Here is a 19084-nt window from a genome sequence, read left to right on the forward strand (position 1 = left end):
GTAAGCCTATCCGTCAGGGCGGTTCCTGATGGGCGTCTCCGGGGCGCTTCCCCGGTGTTTCGTTGGAGTTTGTTTATGAAGTTTACGAACAAGTTTTTCAAGGTGGCTTTGCTGGCCGTTTTCGCTTTGCCGCTGGCGTCGCAAGCTGCTGTTACTTCGGTCGCCGATTTGTGGGCGTCGATTTCGTTCGCTGATGTGACCTCGGCGATCTTCGGTATCGGTGCTCTGGTGATCGGTGTCGACCTCGCCCAGCTCGGCTATTTTAAGGTGCGTCGCCTGGTCAAGGGCGCGCACTAATCGCCGCTCGCTGGCGGTTGGGCGTCAGCCGGGGTTGGACTTCGGTTCAACCCTTTTTTGTTTCTTTTCGGTGGTGGGTATGGATGCGTCCTGGTGGTATCTGGCTTTCTTTTTCCTCGGTGTTTTCTCCGGTCATGCATGTGTGCAAGGCCTGAAAGGTTGAGCATGAAATCGTCATTTTTTCGCTTGTTGCTTGTGCGCTGGCTCCTGGTGCTGATGGTGTCGCCAGGCCTGTGTTCTGCGCAGGCGCTGCCGTCCAGGATGCAGACTGCGCTGTCGAGCTTGATTCAGTCGAAGGCCATAAAACGAGGATTTGCGGCGAATGATCCTCGCATTGGTTCTACTCTGCAGGCTGCCGGGTCCGGCATCGTCGGTTATGCCGCTGCTGCTGCAGTGGTAACTGCTGCCGGTGTAACTGCTCCCGCATGGGTCACCGCTGCGATTAGTGTCGGTCTCGGTGTGTTGTTCTCGGCCGGCATTAGTCTGGCGATCGATGGCGTTAAGTGGCTTCTCAACAGTGATGGCTCCGTGTCTGTAACGATGTCGTCTATCAGTTCACCTGGCGCAGGTATGGTTGCGGGTGGCGTTGCTTACGTTAGAGGTTCTACGTACGCGGCCGATCCCGTCATCCTGGCTAATCTAGCGTTGTCTACCGTTCCAGGGAAAACCTTGGGCGACGGGTGGTATGTGGGCACGCCCGGTGCGTCTGATTACTACTTCCATATTATGTCCGCTGATGGCTCCGTTTACGGCATCGATGTGGCTATGTTCACGCGGGCGGCTCCTGCGACCTGCGCCGTTGGTCAATATTACGACGGTACGAGTTGCCTGACGCCTGCGGCTTCAACTCCACCTCTGGTTCTACCTGGCATTGGTGCTGCTGCCGCGAACGTGTCTGACGGTGACAAGGCGAAGCCGGTCAATCCGGCCATCGTTGCGGCGATCGCTGACACTGCTTGGAAGCAGGCGGCGTCTCAGCCTGGCTACGCGGGACTGCCATATGACGCCAGCGACCCGATTACGCAGGCGGATGCGCAGATGCAACAGCAAGCGAACCCAGCGAGTTGGCCGACTGTTGGTGATACCGTCTCGCCGCAGGTTTCCACTGATGGCGCGTTGTCGCCATTCTCGCTCCCGTCGTCGTCTGGTTCGCCTAGTACTGGCACCGGCACGGGTAACGACACCGGGAGCAATACGGGCTCGAACACGGATTCCAAGCCTATCGACTGGGGCTCGTTCAGCGCGCCTCAGCTGGAAGAGACGCCCACGGTTAGCAGCATTGTCGACCCGCTACTCAATCTCTGGCCGGCGTGGGCGTCGTTTTCGTTCCCGCAGCATCAGTCGGTGTGTCCTACTCCGTCGTTCATGCTGCCTGGCGGTGTGCTGAATGGTCAGACGGTGCGTTTTACGCAAATGTGCGATTTCCTAGAAGCGAATAACGTTCGCGTTGCGATGCAAGCTGCTTTCGCTGTGGCCTGGGCCATCGTGATTGTCTTTATCGTTATGGGGGCCTGATATGGGGGCACTTCTCTCAAGCGTCGTCGCTTTCCTGGTGCGGACTGTGCTCGTCAAGTTTTTGCTGTTCACAGTGATGTATCTGATCGTGTCCTCGGTGTGCGGCTACTTGGTGTCGAAGTTGCCCGGCCCGAGCGACCTTAACTCGGCGCTGGCGTCCTGGTCGCCGGCGATGTGGTATTTCGCCGATCTGACCATGTGGACGCAGTTTTTCCCTGGTGTGATCTCCGCGTACATCCTGCGCTTCGCGATCCGCCGCATTCCTTTCTTCGGGTGATGCATGGCGATCAACAGCTATAGCGGCTTGATGGGCTCGGGTAAGACGTATGAGGTCGTCTCTTCGGTGGTCATTCCTGCCATCGCTGCAGGCCGCCGCGTCGTGTCCAACATCGCCGGCCTGAATAATGACTTCGTGCGCGAGTATGTCGCGCGCAAGTACCAGCTCGACGACGACAACCTGGGGGCCGTCGTCAACGTCAACGATGATCAGGTGCGCGCGGCCGACTTCTTCCCGGACCATGCCGCCGCCGAGGGGGGAGAGTGCAAATCGATCGTCATGCCGGGCGATCTAGTTGCGATCGACGAGGCGTACAAGATATGGGGCAACGACGTGAAGATCCTGAATGAGCACAAGGTGTTCTTCCGCGAGCATCGCCACTACACGCATCCGGACACCGGTGTGTCCTGCGACCTGGTGCTGATGACGCAGGACATCGGCGATTTGCATCGCTCCATCAAGGCCGTGATCGGCAACAGCTTCAAGACTCACAAGGCCAAGGGTATCGGTCTGAACAACGTCTACACGATCACGATGTGGGAGGGCTGGAAGCAGCATGCCAAGCACATCGTGAAGGACTGGACGAAGACTTACGATCCCGAGGTGTTCCCGCTCTACAAGAGCTACGCCGGCAACAAACAGGGCAAGGAACTGAACGCCGACAGCCGCATGAATATCTTTGCCGACCGGCGCTCGATGTTCAAGATCGTTTTCTTCATCCTTGCGGTCGTGCTGATCTGCTGGCGGCTTTTCCACTGGTGGTGGGCAAAGACCCATCCCGACGCACCGGCCGAGCGTCAGGCCGCTGCTGCAGCTCCTGCTTCAGCTGGTCAAGCTGCCGGCTCCGGCAAGGCTCAAGCGGCCCCATCTTCTAACCTTTCGACCGAGCTGCGCATCGTCGGCAACTTGGTCAGCGATGGCGTCCAATTCGTGATCCTAAGCACACCTGGTGGCGTGCGCGTCGAGTCGGCCAAGTCGTTCAGCGGCTCCGGGTTCACGCAATCGGGCACCGTGGATGGTCACCTAGTCACCCGCTTCACCGGCGCGTCGGTCAGCGCTTCTGCTCCTTCTATCGAGGCAAAAAAGTGAGAAAGTTTGCGTTGTTGTTCGTATTCCTGTTCGTCTTGGTGGGGCGCGTGTCTGCAGCTCCGGCCGTGCTGCCTGGCGCGTCGTTCGACTTCGATTCAATCCCTCTGGCCGATCTGGTGCGGGTCGTGTACGTTCAGGCCTTCGCGTCCGTGCCGTACACCGTCGATCCGGCCGTGCTGCAGGACCATCGGCCGGTGTCGTTCCGTTACCATACCGGCGATGGCGATTTCCGGACGGTGTTCGCTGCCTTCCTGCATGGGCTCGGTTATGAGCTGATGACGCGTGGCCGCCTCGATGTCGTTCGACCTGCGCCGCCTGAGCGTCGGTTGTCCACGGTCGAGGATGCAGGACAAGAGGTGTTCGTGTACCGGCCGCGCTTCCGTGACGGCTCGCAACTGGTGGAGATGGTGGCCCCGCTGTTCAGCGGCCATTTCACCAGTCAGCGCAGCATGAATATTACCGCCCCCGCTGCACCGGCCGCGTCCGCCGCCTCACTTGGTGCCGCCGCTTCGGGTTCGCAGGCTGTGGTCGCTCCTTCCGGTTCGCTGCTTGATCTGGCGAACAGGAACGCCGGCGAAATCATCTTCGCCGGCCCGGTTCACGAGGTAGCCGCGCTGCGCAAGCTGTTCACACAGCTCGATGTTGATCCGGGCCAGGTTATGGTTACCGGCGCGCTCTATGAGGTCAACATCGGCACGCAGCATGCTTCCGCCCTGCAGCTCGCCGCTTCGATCTTGGGCGATCGTTTCCGCTTTTCGCTTGGTGCGGCCCAGGAGTCGGGCAACTACGTCAGCGTGCGGGCCTCGACCGTCACCGCCATCATCCAGGCGCTAGACAGCGATTCACGCTTCAAGGTGTTGTCCTCGCCCTCGCTTCGTGTCGCGTCGGGGCAGACGGCATCCCTGACGGTCGGTGATGACGTTCCAGTGCTCGGGGCGATTACGTATCCCGGCAATGGTGCTGCTCCGGTTCAGTCGGTCGATTACCGCTCGTCTGGTGTGCTGTTTTCTATCTCGCCTGTGGTTCGTGATTCTTCGATCGCGGTCAAGGTGGACCAGCAGGTGTCGTCATTTGTCGCTACCACAACCGGCGTTAACAATTCTCCTACGCTGACCAAGCGGCAGCTTACGACCAGCGTTTCCCTAGCGGATGGTGACGTCGTAGTGATCGGTGGTTTGCGCCAGAGCAAAGATACCGCTGCGGCGTCGCGTGTGCCATTCCTGCCGTTCTTTGGTAGCAAGGCCAGCGACAAGTCTGAGTCGGAGATTTTGCTTTTTTTGCAGCTCAAGAAAATATGAACCAGCTGATAATATGCGACTTCCAATTTGAGTAAGAAGCAAAACGGCTACAATCAATTTAGCAAAACATGTTCATTGGCATTTCTTCACTTTCCCGAGTTTTGAGTCGACGTACGCTGAAACGCTCACACCGGCACTGGCACTGCAGGTTGGTGTTTTCGCGAGCTCGTCTTCGGTTTGTTGTGAATCTATGATTGTTTTCCTTGATACCGAATACACGGACCCAATTAATACTGACCTTATCAGTATTGGGATGGTGTCTGAGGACGGCCAACGCGTCGTTTACTTGGAGCGTTCGGACTACCAGATCGCTTGGTGTAACAAATTTGTGCGTGAGGCCGTGCTGCCTCAACTCGGCCGCTGTGGTCCGGCTGTTACGCGTGCCGAGCTTGCGGTCCGTCTGACAGCTTGGTTTGCAACACTTCCACGAAAAGTCGTTATCGCTTGTGACAGCCGAACAGACTGGATACTGCTTCTAGATGCGATGAACAACGCCCCTCCTCACAATCTGGTCGGTCAACCCTTTGATTTACGTAGCCTTATCGACTCGTCAATTTTTCACCGTGCCGTTGTGCGTTACCATGAGCAACACGGTCCATGGCATCATGCTCGTCATGATGCCCATGCTCATCGGGCTGGATGGATGGCGTGGATGGATGCGCGTAAGGGTAAGTCTCGTGCGATGCAAGGCAAATTTCACTGTGCTTCGGACTTTGATGAGTCTTAGCCAATCGATCTGTTAGCCAGGCTGGAAGGCCGCTGAGAAGATCGGTCAAGATATGAAGCAAGAGTGTTTCAGCGTGCTTTATGGAGCGGAGAGGGTGTCAAGGGCTTGGCGCGGCCCGCAGCCCAGCGGGCGAGGACACGGGCCCTTGACACACTTGAAGCGACCCACGCTTTGCAAAGGGGCAAGGACGGGTTCTTGTCCTTGCCTCCGCCGCCTCGCAAGCGAGAGGCCCCCGGCAGGGACCCCCGGTAGGGCCGTCGGAGACTTGCAAACATCACTGATTGCTTCAGCGATCTGGCCTCTTAGCTCTCCCTTGCAATGTAAAAAAAAGACGTATTCAAGTAAAAAATTGACTTTGAAAAAGTAGTTTAGTACAATTCGAAGTACGTTAACTACTTCGGAGGGTCTCATGAAAGTGTTGGGTTTCTGGAACAACAAGGGCGGTACAGGGAAGACGAGCTTAGCTTTTCAAGGAATTTGTACGTTTGCAGCGCAACATTCGGATGCGCGTATTCTTGTTGTGGACGTTTGTCCTCAAGCGAACTTAAGTGAGTTGATGCTTGGCGGTCAGGAGAATCAAGGGGGAGTCAATTTACTGACGTTACATGGTGAGGCCGGCCGGCGCTCTATCGGTGGCTATTTTCAAACCCGTTTGCCCAAGCCTTTTGATACCTCTGGTCTTAGTCCAAACGGTTTCATCTCGATTCCTCATCACTACAACGCGGCCGTTCCCTCGAACATTAGGCTTTTAGCTGGCGATCCACTGTTGGAACTCCAGGCAAACGCTGTTTCAACCTTGGCGAACACCCAAATCCCTGGAACCGATAGTTGGGCAAAAGTTGTTTGCTGGTTAAGAGACTTTTTAGAGGCGTGCTCTGATCACTTTGACTACTGCTTTGTCGATATGAATCCGAGCTTTTCTATGTACACACAAATTGCTTTGGCAGCATGTGATCGGCTGGTGTTGCCAGTAACTGCGGACGATTCTTCTCGTCGAGGAATTCAGAACGCAATGAGTTTGATCTATGGTCTGAAGCTTCCATCCGATGTGTATGCGCAGCACAATTTCCACTCTCGTATGACTGCAGCAGGCCTTCCGTCTCCTAAGGTTCATATGGTTGCCAAGAATCGGCTAACGCAATATATCAATACCGCAAAAAGTTATGCTGCAGTTTTGTCAGGGATTGCATTTGATTTGGATGCGATGGTTAAAGATAACCCTGATTACTTCACATTTTCTGCTGTGTCAGAAGGCACGTATGAAATAAAGGATTTTCAGACTGCTGGGGTAGTTGCGTTTGCACGAGGGACTCCATTTGTTTCCATGCACTCCGGATCGCTAAGTGTTGCGGGGCAACGTGTTAAAGTTGATAGGGAGCAACTTGATCAAAACCGCGATATCGTGGTTGAGTTTGCTTCTAGGTTCTGGTAAGGCCACGTTGGCGTGTAGCTGAAGGAAATGGCTATGAATTAGTACTTCCTGCAGCCTTTCTTTAAGATGCAGCAAACGAAGGTTTCGGACACTGCGTTCGGTGTCAACAAATCGTCAACAGCAATGCTGTGTGACGGGTATCCAATGCGGCAGGCTAGGGCGCATGTTGTTGATTTAACGGCCAATGCCAACCTAATGACGGCCTACGGCAGTGACTCATAATCCGTTGGTGCCCGGTTCGACTCCGGGGAGGCCTACCAATAAATCAAGAGCTTATGCTGTATCTGGCCCTTGACCCCCTACTTTAGCGGACCGCCATGTAGGCATTTTCGTTCGCTCGGCGGGCGATCCCGCTTACTTATTGTGACAACAATGTTCGCCAATCGGGACCGGCGCGCTCACGAAGATTCGTCTTTGGTGAGCGCGCGTTTTGCCTGCCACACCGGGTTATTGCCGGCGATCCTCGACTAACAATTCCTACGACGTTCGGAAGTTCTGCAAGGTCGACTTTAGCTTGGCCCCGCAACTGGTCACGTCGTCCTCGAACGCAATCGAGATTCCATTGATGCGGTGGCGACTGGAGCCGCTGGCGATCGTACAGCCGCTGTGTCCCGGTATCGGGCAGCTACAGGCGTCGCCGACGCAGGCGACCGGAATACCGCCTACCTTGAAGTTGGTGGCGCGCGTACTGATCACTTTGCCCCCGTGCGATGTGGGATCGCCCAGCCGAATCACCTTGCGCATGATCGTTTGTCCTATTGTTGAGCGTTAACGTGTGACGCACTCGGTTCGGGTGCCGACGACGCCTTACTGGGCTGAAGGACCGCGCCCACCGTTGGCGGCTTGTAGTTCTCGGGATCGATGGCTGGCTTGACGTTGTGCTTGAACACGTTCATTCCGTGCTGCTTCTTGCGGCTTGCCTCGCTCGGCGGGCTGATGAAGACGATGCTCGCGCCAGTTGGATCGCGCAGGTTGATGGCGGCCGAAGTGCCGCCTTCAATGTAACTGCCCATGACGCCGAGCGCCATCTGCATGAAGAGGGTTGCAGCGCCCGTGTTGCCGAGTCGATGGTCGGTGTTGATGAACTGCGCGGTCTTGCTGGTGTCGATCTCGAGGCCGCCCTGCGTCGCAAAGGTGTGCAGTACGCCTTCCAACGCGCGCTGTTGTTCGACATGGTTGCCGAAGGCGCCGACGATGCGGACCGGGCCTGTAGCGCGCTCGGTATCCGGCAGGGTTTGCAGGGCCCGCTGCCAGCCTGCTTCCAACATCTTCTGGCGTGCGTCTCGGCGGTTGACCGGTCGGCCGTGTTCGTCCTCGAATTTGACGAAAACCGGGCGGTGGATGTACCCCAGCGAGGGGAGGTCATCGAAGGCTCTCATCTGGTTGCGGTTCCACGGCAGCGGGAACCAGGGCGTCGGTTTCCAATCCTTCGGCGGGTCGTTCAGCCAGCGGCGGAAAGCTGCGAGGGAAATGCCGGCTTCCTTATCGTCGTACACGGGATGCTTGGCGAAGGCGGCAGCCGCCGTCAGCCATTCTGCCACCGAGGGCTGGCGGCCTCCGTGGAATTTCTCTTGATTGGCCAGCTTCTCGGGAGTCGGTACAGATTCCATGACGTCGTAATACATCATTCGCAGGTTTTCCTGCAGGTAGTCGTTGTCCGGGTCGTCCCAGACATAGGGCCGGAGCGGCTCGACTCGTTCGCGCCGTGCCAGTACGAACACCGTCGTGGAGTCGGGCATGTCAGGAATGTAGTAGCCGTCCCTGATGAGCTGCGGCGCTTCGGGAGGAAGGCCAAGGTCGCGTGTGGCGGAGCTGTCGTCCGCCAGCAGGACAATATACGGCAGGTCTGGATACGCGTCGAAGAAAGCGAATACCTGTTCCAGCAACTGGTCGGGACGCTCGCTCAGCTGCCAAGGGCCAGTGACGAATAGGTGCCAGGCCATCCCGGTGCCTTCCGCGCTGGCGGCCAGTCCCGCCATCGGGCGGATTGCGCTCGGTCGTTTGGCGGGGTCGGCGATCGGGCTCCCGGCATAAAAGGTAGGAACGCCCCAGAACATCGGTGATAGCTTGGCACCGTTTTCCAGTGCGTCGCAGGCCCGGCTGCCGCTAACGCCTAACTTGTCGAAATCGCTCCACGCATACTTTTTTGGGTCCTGCTCGCGGAGACTGGTGAAGGGCGTTCCCCCCTGGAGCGCATCCCATAGCTTGCCCTGCCTGTATTTTTCGTAGGTGACCCCCATGCCGATGACTTCGAGGGCGTATTCGCGGTGCGATTTTTCGGAATGTGCGGCGGCTTCCTGCTGCTTGAGCTGCAGGTTCTTTTCCTGCCACTCGCGAGCGCGCATGCTGGCGGTCCACGAGGAATACATCCATTTGCCACCGAACAGCAGGATGACCGCCACCAGCGGTACGCCAAACCAACGCAGCCTGTCCATCGTCGTCTCCACAGTTACGTTTGCCAGTTCCGGATGCAGCACCCGGAAATCGAAAATCAACCACAGCAGGAATAAAACAGGAAAGGCGATCAAGGCGCCGACAATGTGAATCCACGCCTTGGGCCGCTTGGTAGTTTCCATGTCAGTTACCGCCGGGATGCTCATGACTTTTCCTTCACAGCGCTCGCTGGAGCAATACGCTTGCCCGACGTCGTCTCAGACACCACCATGCCTGATAACTTGCCCGTCAACAGTGGCAGGCATCTCGGAAGTACACCCGAGCTGTAGTAGTCGGCATTACCCTCAATGAGTTCACGCCGCCACTGCGGTTCGCACTGGAGGTAGGTTCCGAACTTAGTTACGAACTTATCCCACACTAGTATTCCGGTCCGGGGGTTATCGATCGGGGTTAATTTTTTCAGCCGCCAATCCGCCACCGCGCACAAATACGCATAGAACTTCGGATCGCTGGACGCTTTGCCGCTGCCAATGGCAACGTCGTAGGCAGTGACCTGACTGTGATTCTTGCGGCTGTCGAAGATCGCACTGTGAAAGGACTTGGCGCCCAGTTCGTGCTGCCACCGCCTTCGCGCCGCGTTGGGGCTTTCCTGAATCACCGCCATCACTTTGCCGTCTGGATGGCGCGTTGCGCGAACGACTTTGAACCTGTCGTTCGGGTTTTCGCTTTTCGGGTTCTTTTCCTGGTTGTAGGCGTCCGTCATCCGTTCCAGTTCTGACGGGGGCAGATCCTGCGGCGTACCGGGACGCTGAACGTGCCCTGTCGGGTCGGGCCGTTCTTCAAGATGGCTTTGTAATCCGCCACTGGAAGTGACCGCGATGGCCGCCGTGATCGGATCGACTTCCTCGCAGGGCCCGCGGTCATCCGGCTTTAATTTCGCGTGCGCCGAACTCGCCGGGATCTTGTCGGCATCGATCTGGCTGCCCCGCATGTCCGCCTGACAGGGCTTCGCGAGAGGCTCGCCGTTGATAGTACGGATGCCGTTACGCTGTTGCTCGGGTTTGTCATCCGGACGGATCGGCCATCTGGCGATCGGCAACGTCGCCCGCAGGTTGCGCCCGCTCGACTCGACGTGTGCATGGTCGTCCTCGCCCTTGACGCGTAAAGGGAAATCGTGCGGTGGCTGGCCGACCAGCACGAATCCAACTTTCCGGGTGCGCGGATCCAGACGCTGCTTCGCGGTGAACACGCGCTGGCGGAAGTTCTGCCCCAGTTCCACGAGAGGCTGCCTGGTTATCTTTTCGGTCCGCCACTTCGGGCTGCCGCCAAAATAACCCTTGCTGGCAGCATAGCCGCTGACGTCGGGTGCTTCCGTCATCCGCCTGCCATCGATATAGTCCGGAACGCCTTGCCATCCAATGCCCTGCATGTTGTCGAGGGCGACCGTCATGTCTTCCGGGCTGAAATACAGGTAGACTTTGCCCCGGTTGTCGCGATCGCCGCCAGGTTTCCACCGGCCCTCAACCATGCCTCCACATGTGGCCTCATCGATCTTTTCAAAAACCGGTACGGCGGTCTTGGTCTTCGCCAGGCCTTGCACGATATTGACCAGCGTCTGTAGCCTTCCGTGCAGGGTCTGTACGCCATTGATGCCGTCGTAATGGCCCGCCATCGCGGGATCGGTACCACCGGAAAAGAAGTTCGCGATGCAGGCCGCCGCGCCCGGATCGTCCACGAGACTATATGGCGGATGTGTCAGGATCAGCGTGTCGGCAGGGCGCTCCTTGCGCTCCAACAGGAAAGCCTGCGCGAGCAAACTGATCAAGCAGCCCTGGCTGTGGGCGACGATTGTGACGGTGTCGTGTTCCTCGTAGTCGCGGATCATCGCGATCAAGGCCGCGAGCCGCTGCGCGGCCAATATCATGTACATGCGGCCGGCACCATCTCTGAGCGGACGCAACGGGTCATGCATGAGATCCATCGGGGCACCGACGCCTCGGTTCCACATGTCGGGCAAGCTGCTGGTGGCGTTGCCGAATGGTCCGCCTCCCTTCGACAGATCCTTGTCGAGCCGGTTGCCATACCGGTCGGTAAATTGGCCGTTGACAGTCTTTGTCTTTTTGCCGACTTCCCTGAATCCCCAATAAAACGGAATGACCGGACTGAGAGTCTGGCTCGTTGTGCTGCGCTTGAAGTACGTTGCGTCCGGATCGTCGACCACCTCGTCTTTATTAGTCGGCATCGTGTAGCCGGCGGGCTGGAAATGGCGGAACAGTCGCTGCTCCAACCCTTCGCACAGACCCGCTTCCACCTCGCCAAATCCGGTGCCCACATCGTTCACGCCGTGGATGATGATGATGTTGCCAGGCTGGTCACGCGGGTGTTCGATGACCTTGTCGGAAACCCGCTTGTGTTTCAGTACCGTAGGGGTTTGGCTTGCCACATATTCCGGTTTCGGGTATTTGCCGCCCATGTCTCCTCCAAGTGAACTTATTGGTCGGCACCGCGCATCAGGCTTATTTCGGCCATGTGCATGGCATCGCGCTCGATCAGATCGGATTTGCCATCGGCGCCGCTGCGCGCCTGCATGGCTGTGCCATCGCTGAGCGCAATCTTCAATTTGGCGTCCTTGACGACTGCGCCGGGCGGCCGCTCGCCGTTCTCGAGTGGGATGCCCGGCGCGTAGCGCACCATGAGCTTCTGGTCCGCGCGGCCTTGGCCAAAGGTCGGGAACTGGGCCGTCAGGAATTCGGGCTCGTCGTAGAGGAAATCCGGGGCGTGAAACTTGAGGGACTGTTTGCTGCCCAGGACGGGCGGTCCATCGCCCAGCTTGAGGAAGGAACCGTCCTCGGCGACAAGCAGAATTACCTTGGCCGAGATCGTTGCCGTGCCCTCGGTGGCAGTCAGCGTCAGGTTCTTTGCCGAGTTGATGTCGGTGTCGTCATGCTGGCTTTGGAGTAGCAGCTTGCCGGTGTGGGCGATGCCGGTGAAGCCGCCGTTCTGGGCGAACAGCGAAATCCCTTTGCCGGCATTCAGGTTGAAGCGCTGGCCTGCGGTCAACTGGAGGTGTTGTTGCGCTACGGTGTCGATGTTTCGGGCCGAATAGCTGACGATCGCCTTGCTGCTTGCGAAGCCGATGCCGGCAGGGGAGGTGATGCCGATGACTGGCTCGCCGCGTTCGGTCGCGTCCGGGACAGTGTTACTGCCGTCTTCCCACGTTTTGAAACGGGCCAGCAGGTCGTTCTGTTCCTTCGTGTCGATCGGTAGCCCGTTGTGCTCGGCCGCGTAGTCGCCGAGCGCTGCGCACAGTTCGCCGCACTCGCGCAGCAGTTCGAGATAATCGTCACGCGCGAGTTGCCTGCCTTTCAAACCCGCGCCACCGAGCAGCTTCCACGTGCTCAGCAAGATTCCTCTGGCGGCCCGCAGGGCGATCGCTTCGTCACTACGCAACTCCGCTCCCTCGCCCCGGGGAGCGGCGCGTCCGCCCTGACGCAACTCGGTCAAGTAGCCAAGGTTCAGCTCGGCGCCGGCATGATCGCTCGCCAACTGCGCGCTGATCTGGCCCGGTGTGTCGTCCAGCCTCAGCTGGTTGCCGCGCTGGCCCCGCACTTCGCGCGACCGGATGCCCGACTGGTATTTTGTATTCGGCACGCCGGCTTCATGGCGGAACGCGGGCGGCGGTGCCGCTCCGTTGAATACCTGGGCAATGATGGCCGGCTTATCCGGGGCGCCGCCTGCGAATGCGACCAGCACTTCACTACCGACTGGTGGCAACAGGCGCGCGCCACATTGATTGCGTGCACCGAGTGCGCTGCCGGCCAAACTGGATGCGACGCGAACCCAGGCGGAATCAGTGTCCGAATCGGAACTCCCGGCGCCGCCTGTGTGAGCATGGTCCTCTGGACGCGTAGCAGGGAAGCGAATCTTGACGCGCCCAAGCTCGTCGCACCAGACTTCTTCGTTGACCGGACCGACGACGATTGCGGTTTGCAGTTCCGGACGCGGCAGGACGGGAGATGGCGGCACGATACGGATACCGCGCCGGACGCAGGTAAAACGCGTCTTGTACCGGATTGGCTCGTCGGGATTGTCACTGTTGGCGAACATGGCGTAGTCGCCGACATTCCAGCCGTTGCGATTGAATAGACGCTCGACCCTGGCGCTAATCTCGATCGGAAGATTGTTTTGCGCTGCGATTCGCTGGCTGGTGATGACGAAATCGCGCTCGTTCTCGGGATGGCTGTCGATTTCCGGGTGCCCTTTGAAGCTGAACCATTCACCCACCGCCAGGTCCCGTACGCCGCCTTCGCCGTTAAAGCTCTTGGCCGCATACTCGTAATGGGCAATCTGCACCTCGCCCAGGTCGGCCAGGTCAGCGGACGTGTCTCCGATGTGTGGAGCGGCGACGTGGTAATCGTCCAGCGTGGCCGCCAATACGTTGCCGCGCTTGCCTTGATCGGCACGCGAGCTTGCCGATGTCGTCATGAACTCGCCGATGCGCGGCTGCTTGTAATTCCAGGTATGAATCGACATGCTGCTGGGCTGAACGATGCGCACGGCGCTCCATCCAGTGATGGCATCGCGCTGCTCGGTCGCGGCGTCGCGATGGAAACGGACGGTGCCCGCCGCATTCCGTGCCAGTTGCGTCGAATCGTCGAACAGGATGAACGTGTGGCCGATCGTGTCCCGCTGCGATCGATATCCGCCGAGCTCGGGCAATCCGCTGCGGAAAAACCAGGCGACACCACGGCGCTGTAGCAGACGTCGAATGAAGGCGGCATCCGATTCGTTGTGTTGCATGATGAGTTCGCGCGCTGGGCACCTGTTGTCGAGGCCCACGGCCACTTCCAGGTCAAATGTTTCGCGCAGCACGCCATTGCGTTGACGCCATTCGGCCACCAAGATCCTGACGATATCCAGTTCGCTTTTGTTGCGAAACACACGGGTGTTCTTTCGGGCCTCCATGATCGACAAGGCATCGCGCAACACCAACTCGTACGTCGCCAGCGCACCATCGCTTTGACCAGACGCTGCCTCCGTCACGATGCCGCAGATGCGTCGGAGCTGCCCTGTGTCGGTGACGATGTGCAGTTCGGCGGGTAGGCCAATGAAATCTTTCAGGGCTAGCTCAGCATCGCCAACCACGCAGAGAATGCGATGTTCGAAGCCGCCACAAATGGCTTCGTTGCCGATCAAGCGTTGGGGTAGCAGAATGTCGTCGCGCATCCCGTTGGCACACGCCAACTTGAGTCCAAGCGGACGATCGTGTGTTCCGAGCGTGTACCGGGCCAATTCAAGCGCCCGTGTCGAGGTGTCTGCCATGATCAGTTCCCTTTGCTGTTGGGCTGGGACCGGCTGCGGCGCGGCACACGGCTATCAAGAAGGGAACTTACTCAGTGGCGCTCGAAGCCATGTTAGTCATGCATTTCCCGCCTGGATAGCGACGGCCGGTACCGCTAGTGGTTGCGCTCCATGTCAAAGCGGGAATGTTAGCGTGCAGTCAACAGCGCATCATGCGTTGGCGCAACTAGCTGCTCATTGGCATGTACGCCAAAAGTTGATTTGTCGGTGGGCTACGGCGTAGAAAGGAAATGAGACAGGTGATGCTGGCTTAAGGACACGAAGCGTTGAAATCGCTTACGCATATAACGCCGCAACGACCCTCACGCGCGCAGCCAGCGCCTTCCTGAGCCTCGCGGGCCCCGTCACCTCCACGTCCGGCGCCAGCCGCAACAACTGCCCGGCGCCATGCTCGACGGACTCGACAGGAACCCGCACCGCCACCCGCCCATCCCTGCGCCGAGAAGGCCGCGCCTCCGCAACGGCCCGCGCCGCCGCGGCATTCAGATAACGCAGATCCTTGAGCCCAGCCGGCGTTGCCAGCACATCCGCATAATCCGTATAAAGCTCCGACTCGAACCGCGCGACCGATTCCCCCCAATACCGCGCCAGATCGAACCGCGCCGGCCGCCGCGCGCGCGCCTCCAGCGAGCCGGCACGTTTGATGTTCGAGATCCGATACGTGCGCGGCTTCCCATCCGCTGCCGCAACGAGATACCAAGCGCCCGCTTTCAGCACCAAGCCAAGTGGATGCACAACCCGCTCGACCTCATCGCGCCAACTTTCATACGACATGCTCAACTGCCGCTCCGACCAGACAGCGTCGGCGACGGTTGCCAGATGAGGCACCGCATCCGCCTCGCGATACCAGTCGACGGGGTCGAGATGAAAGCGCGACTGCATCTTCTGCGCTTCCGTGCGCGACGATTCCGGCAGCGACGTCAGCAGTTTCAATTGCGCGCCCTGCAGCGGCTTGTCGAGGCCGAGATCGGCGGCGGGGCCGGCCAGACCGCTGAGGAAGACCACTTGCGCTTCGGCGGGTGTCAGGCCCGTCAGGCGCGTGTTCCAGCCGTCGAGCAGGCGGAAGCCGCCCGTGCGGCCGCGTTCCGCGTAGATCGGCACGCCCGCGGCCGTGAGCTGGTCGATGTCGCGGTGCAGGGTGCGGACCGATATCTCCAGCGCATCGGCCAGCTCGGTGGCGCTCATCGGGCCGCGCGTCTCGAGCATCATCTGGATGGAAAGCAGTCGGCTGGCACGCATGGTCGGGTGGAATATATGACATCAGATGGCAGATATTCTATTCGATACTGGATGACACCGAACACAACGAGGAGAGTGCCATGGCTTACGACAATCCGCCGCCGAACGACCCGCAGGTCGTCGAACTGCGCCAGTACACGCTGCACCCGCGGCAGCGCGATGTGCTGGTCGAGTTGTTCGACCGCGAATTCATCGAATCGCAGGAACGGGAAGGCATGCGCGTAATGGGACAGTTCCGCGATCTGGACGACCCGGATCGCTTCGTCTGGCTGCGCGGCTTTGCCGACATGGCCTCGCGCGCGCGCGGCCTGCAGGGATTTTATGGCGGTCCGACCTGGGCGGCCCACCGCGACGTCGCGAACGCGACCATGATCGACTCCGACGATGTCCTGCTGCTGCGGCCAGCGTGGCCCGGTGCCGGTCTCGCGGTTGACCCCGAAAGGAGGGCGGCGGCCAAAGGCCTCGTCGTCATCACCGTTTTCTGCCTGCGCGAGGAAGCGGCCCCGGCACTTCTCGACTTCTGCCACGAGCATATGGCGCCGACACTCCGGCGCGCACAAGCGCTGGCACAAGGCTGGTACGTCACGGAACCCAGTCCGAACAATTTCCCCAGGCTACCCGTGCGAGAAGGCGAACACGTGCTCGTCGGGGCGACGGTGTTCAAGAACCAGGCACATCACGACGCGTTCCTGGCCGGCGGCACGTGGCAGCGCGACGACGTGGCGCCGGCGTTATCGCAATGGCTGACGAACAAGCCGCATGCGCTGCGCCTTGCCCCGACCGCCCGCTCGGCCATCCACGCCTGAGGAGCACATCATGAACGAATACATGCATGACCACCATGACGGCAGGTCCGATTTCGATTTCCTCGTCGGCCACTGGATCGTCCACCACCGGCGCCTGAAGGAACGGCTTGCCGGCTGCACCGAGTGGGATGTGTTTGACGGAACATGTACCATGCGACCGATCCTGGACGGCCAGGCGAACGTCGACGACAACGTGGTGGCGCTGCCGTCCGGGACGTATCGCGCGTCCTCGATCCGCGCCTACGATCCGGCCACGCGGCGCTGGTCCATCTGGTGGCTCGACAGCCGCCATCCGCACGACCTCGGCACCCCCGTCGTCGGCGCCTTCGCGGACGGTACCGGCACCTTTTTCGCCGACGATACGTTGAACGGCATGCCGATCCGCGTGCGCTTCCTATGGGCCGACATCACGGCCGTGAGCGCCCGGTGGCAGCAGGCGTTTTCCGCGGACGGCGGTGCGACGTGGGAAACGAACTGGATCATGGAGTTCTCACTCAGCGATGATCCGTCACGCCGATCTGCTGACACATGTCCAGCACAGGACACGTCGAGCACCGCGGCCGGTTCCCCGTACAGACGTGCTTCCCGAACGGCACGAGCAGGCGATTGATGTCGATCCAGTAGCGTTGCCGCAGCGTCGTTTCCAGCGCGGCAAGCGTTTTCTCGGGCGTCGATGCCTTGACGTACCCCCAGCGTCCCGTCACCCGGTGCACGTGGATGTCGACGCTGATCACGGGCGTCCCGCACCCCACACCCAGCACCGGGTTCGCGCACTCGGGACCGACGTCCGCGAATGATAGCAGCACGTCCCGGTCGCAGGGCAGCGCGTCGCCGAAGCGCCGTCCCACCTCGCGCGCGAACAGCTTGCGCGACACGGGGAGATGATGCAGGTCGGCTTTGTTCGAATGTCGATACATGCCCTTCGTCGGACAGCTGGAACATGGCCGCCTTGAGCCAGGGCCGGACGGTCTCCTCGATGCGGTCGAGCGCGACGCCGATGTCGAATGGCTCATGTTGCATGATTCCCGCGTCCGCACGCAGGTGGTCGAAACGCACAGGTTACGCGCTTGTTAATGAACGTTCCGCTCCGTAGCCGGGTTGCCATACCAAAAGACAACAAAACAGGAACAAATGGTGGCTGTCGTCTTGCACTCACCGAAACGGTGAGGTATCTTGCTATTTCACAAGGAATATTGACCTAAATCATCATGTCGGCCTCGTTTGCTGAATCCTCGCTCCAGCCCGTGGCCCGTCTCCTGGGGCACGCCCGCTATGTGTTCGGCGGCCTGCTGCTGTTGACGGTCGCGTTGCTCGTCTGGCAGCACTTCGGCATGGTGGAAGTGCTCGAGCTGGGTGCCGGTAATTTCCCCGTGAAAGTCAGCGACGACAAGGCCGAAGGCGGCAATTCGGAGGGATGGGTCGAGCGCAAGGGGCAGGATCTCGTCATGCATTGCCGCATCGGCAAGAAGATCGACTGGCCTCACTGCAAGCTGAGTTTCGATTTCCTCAAGGGCGCCAAGGGCATCGACATGTCGCGCTTCGATTACATGATCGTGGATGCGAGTTATTCCGGGCCGGGTCCGCTGAAATTCGGAATCGTCGTGTCCGAGGTGGAGGAGGGGTACACCCGGCTCGACACGTGGCAAACCTACAAGGTCGAGCAAGTCGAATCGCTCGATCTGCCGTCCAACGGCAACATGGTGATTCCGATGAACTGGTTCGTCGTGGCGCAATGGTGGAAGGAGACGGCGAAACCGCCGATCGAACATTCCATCGTCAACCTCGACAACATCGTGTACCTGGATATGGTGTCCAATTTCGGCGGCGTCGAAGGCGAGCGTATCCTGACGGTGCACAGCCTGCGCCTGCACGGCAAGTTGATCAGCCGGGATACCCTGCTGCTGTGGCTGGTGGGCGCGTGGGTCGCATGCGCCGTCGGCTGGCTGGCCATACTCACGCTCTCGCTGCGGGGACAGCTCAAGGACAGCGAAGCGGCCATCGAACTGCTCAGTACCGTCAACAAGGCCCTGGAACTCGAGGCACGCGACCTGGCCGGGCAGGCGTATATCGATCCGCTCACCGGCGTGCTGAACCGGCAAGGCTTGCGCGCGGCACTGATGAGTACGTCGAGCCTGCTGGCCGATCCGATGGCCGTGATCTTCATCGATATCGACCATTTCAAGTGCATCAACGACACGCATGGGCATGACGTGGGCGACGACGTGCTTCGCAAGTTCGCCAACGTCATCGCGTCCGGCATCCGCTCGTCCGACCGGCTCGTGCGCTGGGGCGGCGAGGAATTCCTGATCGTCTGCCCGATGACCAATGTGTATCAAGGAAAGATCCTGGCGGAGAACCTGCGCCACGCGCTGCATCACCACATGTGGCCCGCAGGGTTGCACGTGACGGCCTCGTTCGGCGTCGCCCAGCATCACGAACACGACGAAGTGGGCGTCGTCATCAAGAACGCCGACGAGGAACTGTATCGCGCCAAGCGGAGCGGCCGCGACCGCGTGTGCGCGCACATCCCGGGCGAGCTGACCGTAACCGTCAGCGCCGCCTGATAACCGCGCCGCACCACACGCGGAATCAGAAATTTCCTATTGACAAAAGTTGTTGGCGAGGCAACCATGGAGGATTGTCAAACCA

Annotated in this window: 16 protein-coding genes; 10 read left to right on the plus strand and 6 right to left on the minus strand. The window is 59.7% G+C overall.

Annotation, left to right across the window (positions count from 1 at the left end; translation table 11 throughout):
- The first annotated feature begins 75 nt into the window (after positions 1–75).
- From NX784_RS10610 to NX784_RS10640, 7 genes are all read left to right on the plus strand, one after another.
- Positions 76–297, plus strand: coding sequence for a hypothetical protein (locus tag NX784_RS10610; protein ID WP_258816613.1), 222 nt, complete (start codon positions 76–78; stop codon positions 295–297).
- Between the two features lie 165 nt (positions 298–462).
- Positions 463–1812 carry a hypothetical protein gene (locus NX784_RS10615; protein ID WP_258816614.1) on the plus strand — a complete coding sequence of 450 codons (1350 nt, stop codon included), beginning with the start codon at positions 463–465 and terminating at the stop codon, positions 1810–1812.
- Position 1813: 1 nt separating this feature from the next.
- Entirely contained in the window at positions 1814–2089 is a 276-nt protein-coding gene (locus tag NX784_RS10620; protein ID WP_258816615.1) for a DUF2523 domain-containing protein, read from the plus strand.
- Between the two features lie 3 nt (positions 2090–2092).
- A complete protein-coding gene (locus NX784_RS10625; RefSeq protein WP_258816616.1) occupies positions 2093–3178 on the plus strand; it encodes a zonular occludens toxin domain-containing protein in 1086 nt (361 codons plus the stop codon).
- Positions 3175–4476 carry a type II secretion system protein GspD gene (locus NX784_RS28945; RefSeq protein ID WP_258816617.1) on the plus strand — a complete coding sequence of 434 codons (1302 nt, stop codon included), beginning with the start codon at positions 3175–3177 and terminating at the stop codon, positions 4474–4476. The genes NX784_RS10625 and NX784_RS28945 overlap by 4 nt, the downstream gene beginning before the upstream one ends.
- Before the next feature lie 190 nt (positions 4477–4666).
- Positions 4667–5203 carry a hypothetical protein gene (locus tag NX784_RS10635; protein WP_258816618.1) on the plus strand — a complete coding sequence of 179 codons (537 nt, stop codon included), beginning with the start codon at positions 4667–4669 and terminating at the stop codon, positions 5201–5203.
- A 409-nt stretch (positions 5204–5612) separates the two neighbouring features.
- On the plus strand, positions 5613–6635 hold the full coding sequence (locus NX784_RS10640; protein ID WP_258816619.1) for a ParA family protein: 1023 nt from the start codon (positions 5613–5615) through the stop codon (positions 6633–6635).
- A 477-nt stretch (positions 6636–7112) separates the two neighbouring features.
- Here NX784_RS10640 and NX784_RS10645 read toward each other — a convergent pair whose 3' ends face one another.
- From NX784_RS10645 to NX784_RS10665, 5 genes are all read right to left on the minus strand, one after another.
- Positions 7113–7379 (minus strand): PAAR domain-containing protein, encoded by a 267-nt coding sequence (locus NX784_RS10645; RefSeq protein ID WP_258816620.1) that lies wholly within the window; start codon positions 7377–7379, stop codon positions 7113–7115.
- An 11-nt stretch (positions 7380–7390) separates the two neighbouring features.
- Positions 7391–9235, minus strand: a complete 1845-nt coding sequence (locus NX784_RS10650) for a type VI lipase adapter Tla3 domain-containing protein (protein ID WP_258816621.1) — start codon at positions 9233–9235, stop codon at positions 7391–7393.
- On the minus strand, positions 9232–11502 hold the full coding sequence (locus tag NX784_RS10655) for a T6SS effector phospholipase Tle3 domain-containing protein (RefSeq protein ID WP_258816622.1): 2271 nt from the start codon (positions 11500–11502) through the stop codon (positions 9232–9234). Before NX784_RS10655 ends, NX784_RS10650 begins: the two co-directional genes overlap by 4 nt.
- A gap of 17 nt (positions 11503–11519) precedes the next feature.
- Complete coding sequence (locus NX784_RS10660) at positions 11520–14351, minus strand: type VI secretion system Vgr family protein (protein WP_258816623.1); 2832 nt, start codon at positions 14349–14351, stop codon at positions 11520–11522.
- 315 nt (positions 14352–14666) lie between these two features.
- The gene (locus NX784_RS10665; RefSeq protein ID WP_258816624.1) at positions 14667–15629 is read right to left on the minus strand and encodes a helix-turn-helix transcriptional regulator; all 963 of its coding nucleotides are present in this window, start codon (positions 15627–15629) and stop codon (positions 14667–14669) included.
- An 80-nt stretch (positions 15630–15709) separates the two neighbouring features.
- Here NX784_RS10665 and NX784_RS10670 point away from each other — a divergent pair, with 80 nt between their 5' ends.
- Together NX784_RS10670 and NX784_RS10675 are read left to right on the plus strand one after the other, a co-directional pair.
- Positions 15710–16435 (plus strand): NIPSNAP family protein, encoded by a 726-nt coding sequence (locus NX784_RS10670; protein ID WP_258816625.1) that lies wholly within the window; start codon positions 15710–15712, stop codon positions 16433–16435.
- Positions 16436–16445: 10 nt separating this feature from the next.
- Positions 16446–17045: a DUF1579 domain-containing protein gene (locus tag NX784_RS10675; RefSeq protein ID WP_258816626.1), complete on the plus strand. Its 600-nt coding sequence runs from the start codon at positions 16446–16448 to the stop codon at positions 17043–17045.
- Here NX784_RS10675 and NX784_RS10680 read toward each other — a convergent pair.
- Complete coding sequence (locus NX784_RS10680) at positions 16930–17352, minus strand: endonuclease III domain-containing protein (protein ID WP_258816627.1); 423 nt, start codon at positions 17350–17352, stop codon at positions 16930–16932. The genes NX784_RS10675 and NX784_RS10680 overlap by 116 nt on opposite strands.
- A 327-nt stretch (positions 17353–17679) precedes the next feature.
- Here NX784_RS10680 and NX784_RS28950 point away from each other — a divergent pair, with 327 nt between their 5' ends.
- A complete protein-coding gene (locus NX784_RS28950; protein ID WP_258816628.1) occupies positions 17680–18999 on the plus strand; it encodes a GGDEF domain-containing protein in 1320 nt (439 codons plus the stop codon).
- The last annotated feature ends 85 nt before the right edge of the window (positions 19000–19084 follow it).

The sequence above is a fragment of the Massilia pinisoli genome (assembly GCF_024753285.1).
GTDB classification, from domain to species: Bacteria; Pseudomonadota; Gammaproteobacteria; order Burkholderiales; family Burkholderiaceae_D; genus Telluria; species Telluria pinisoli.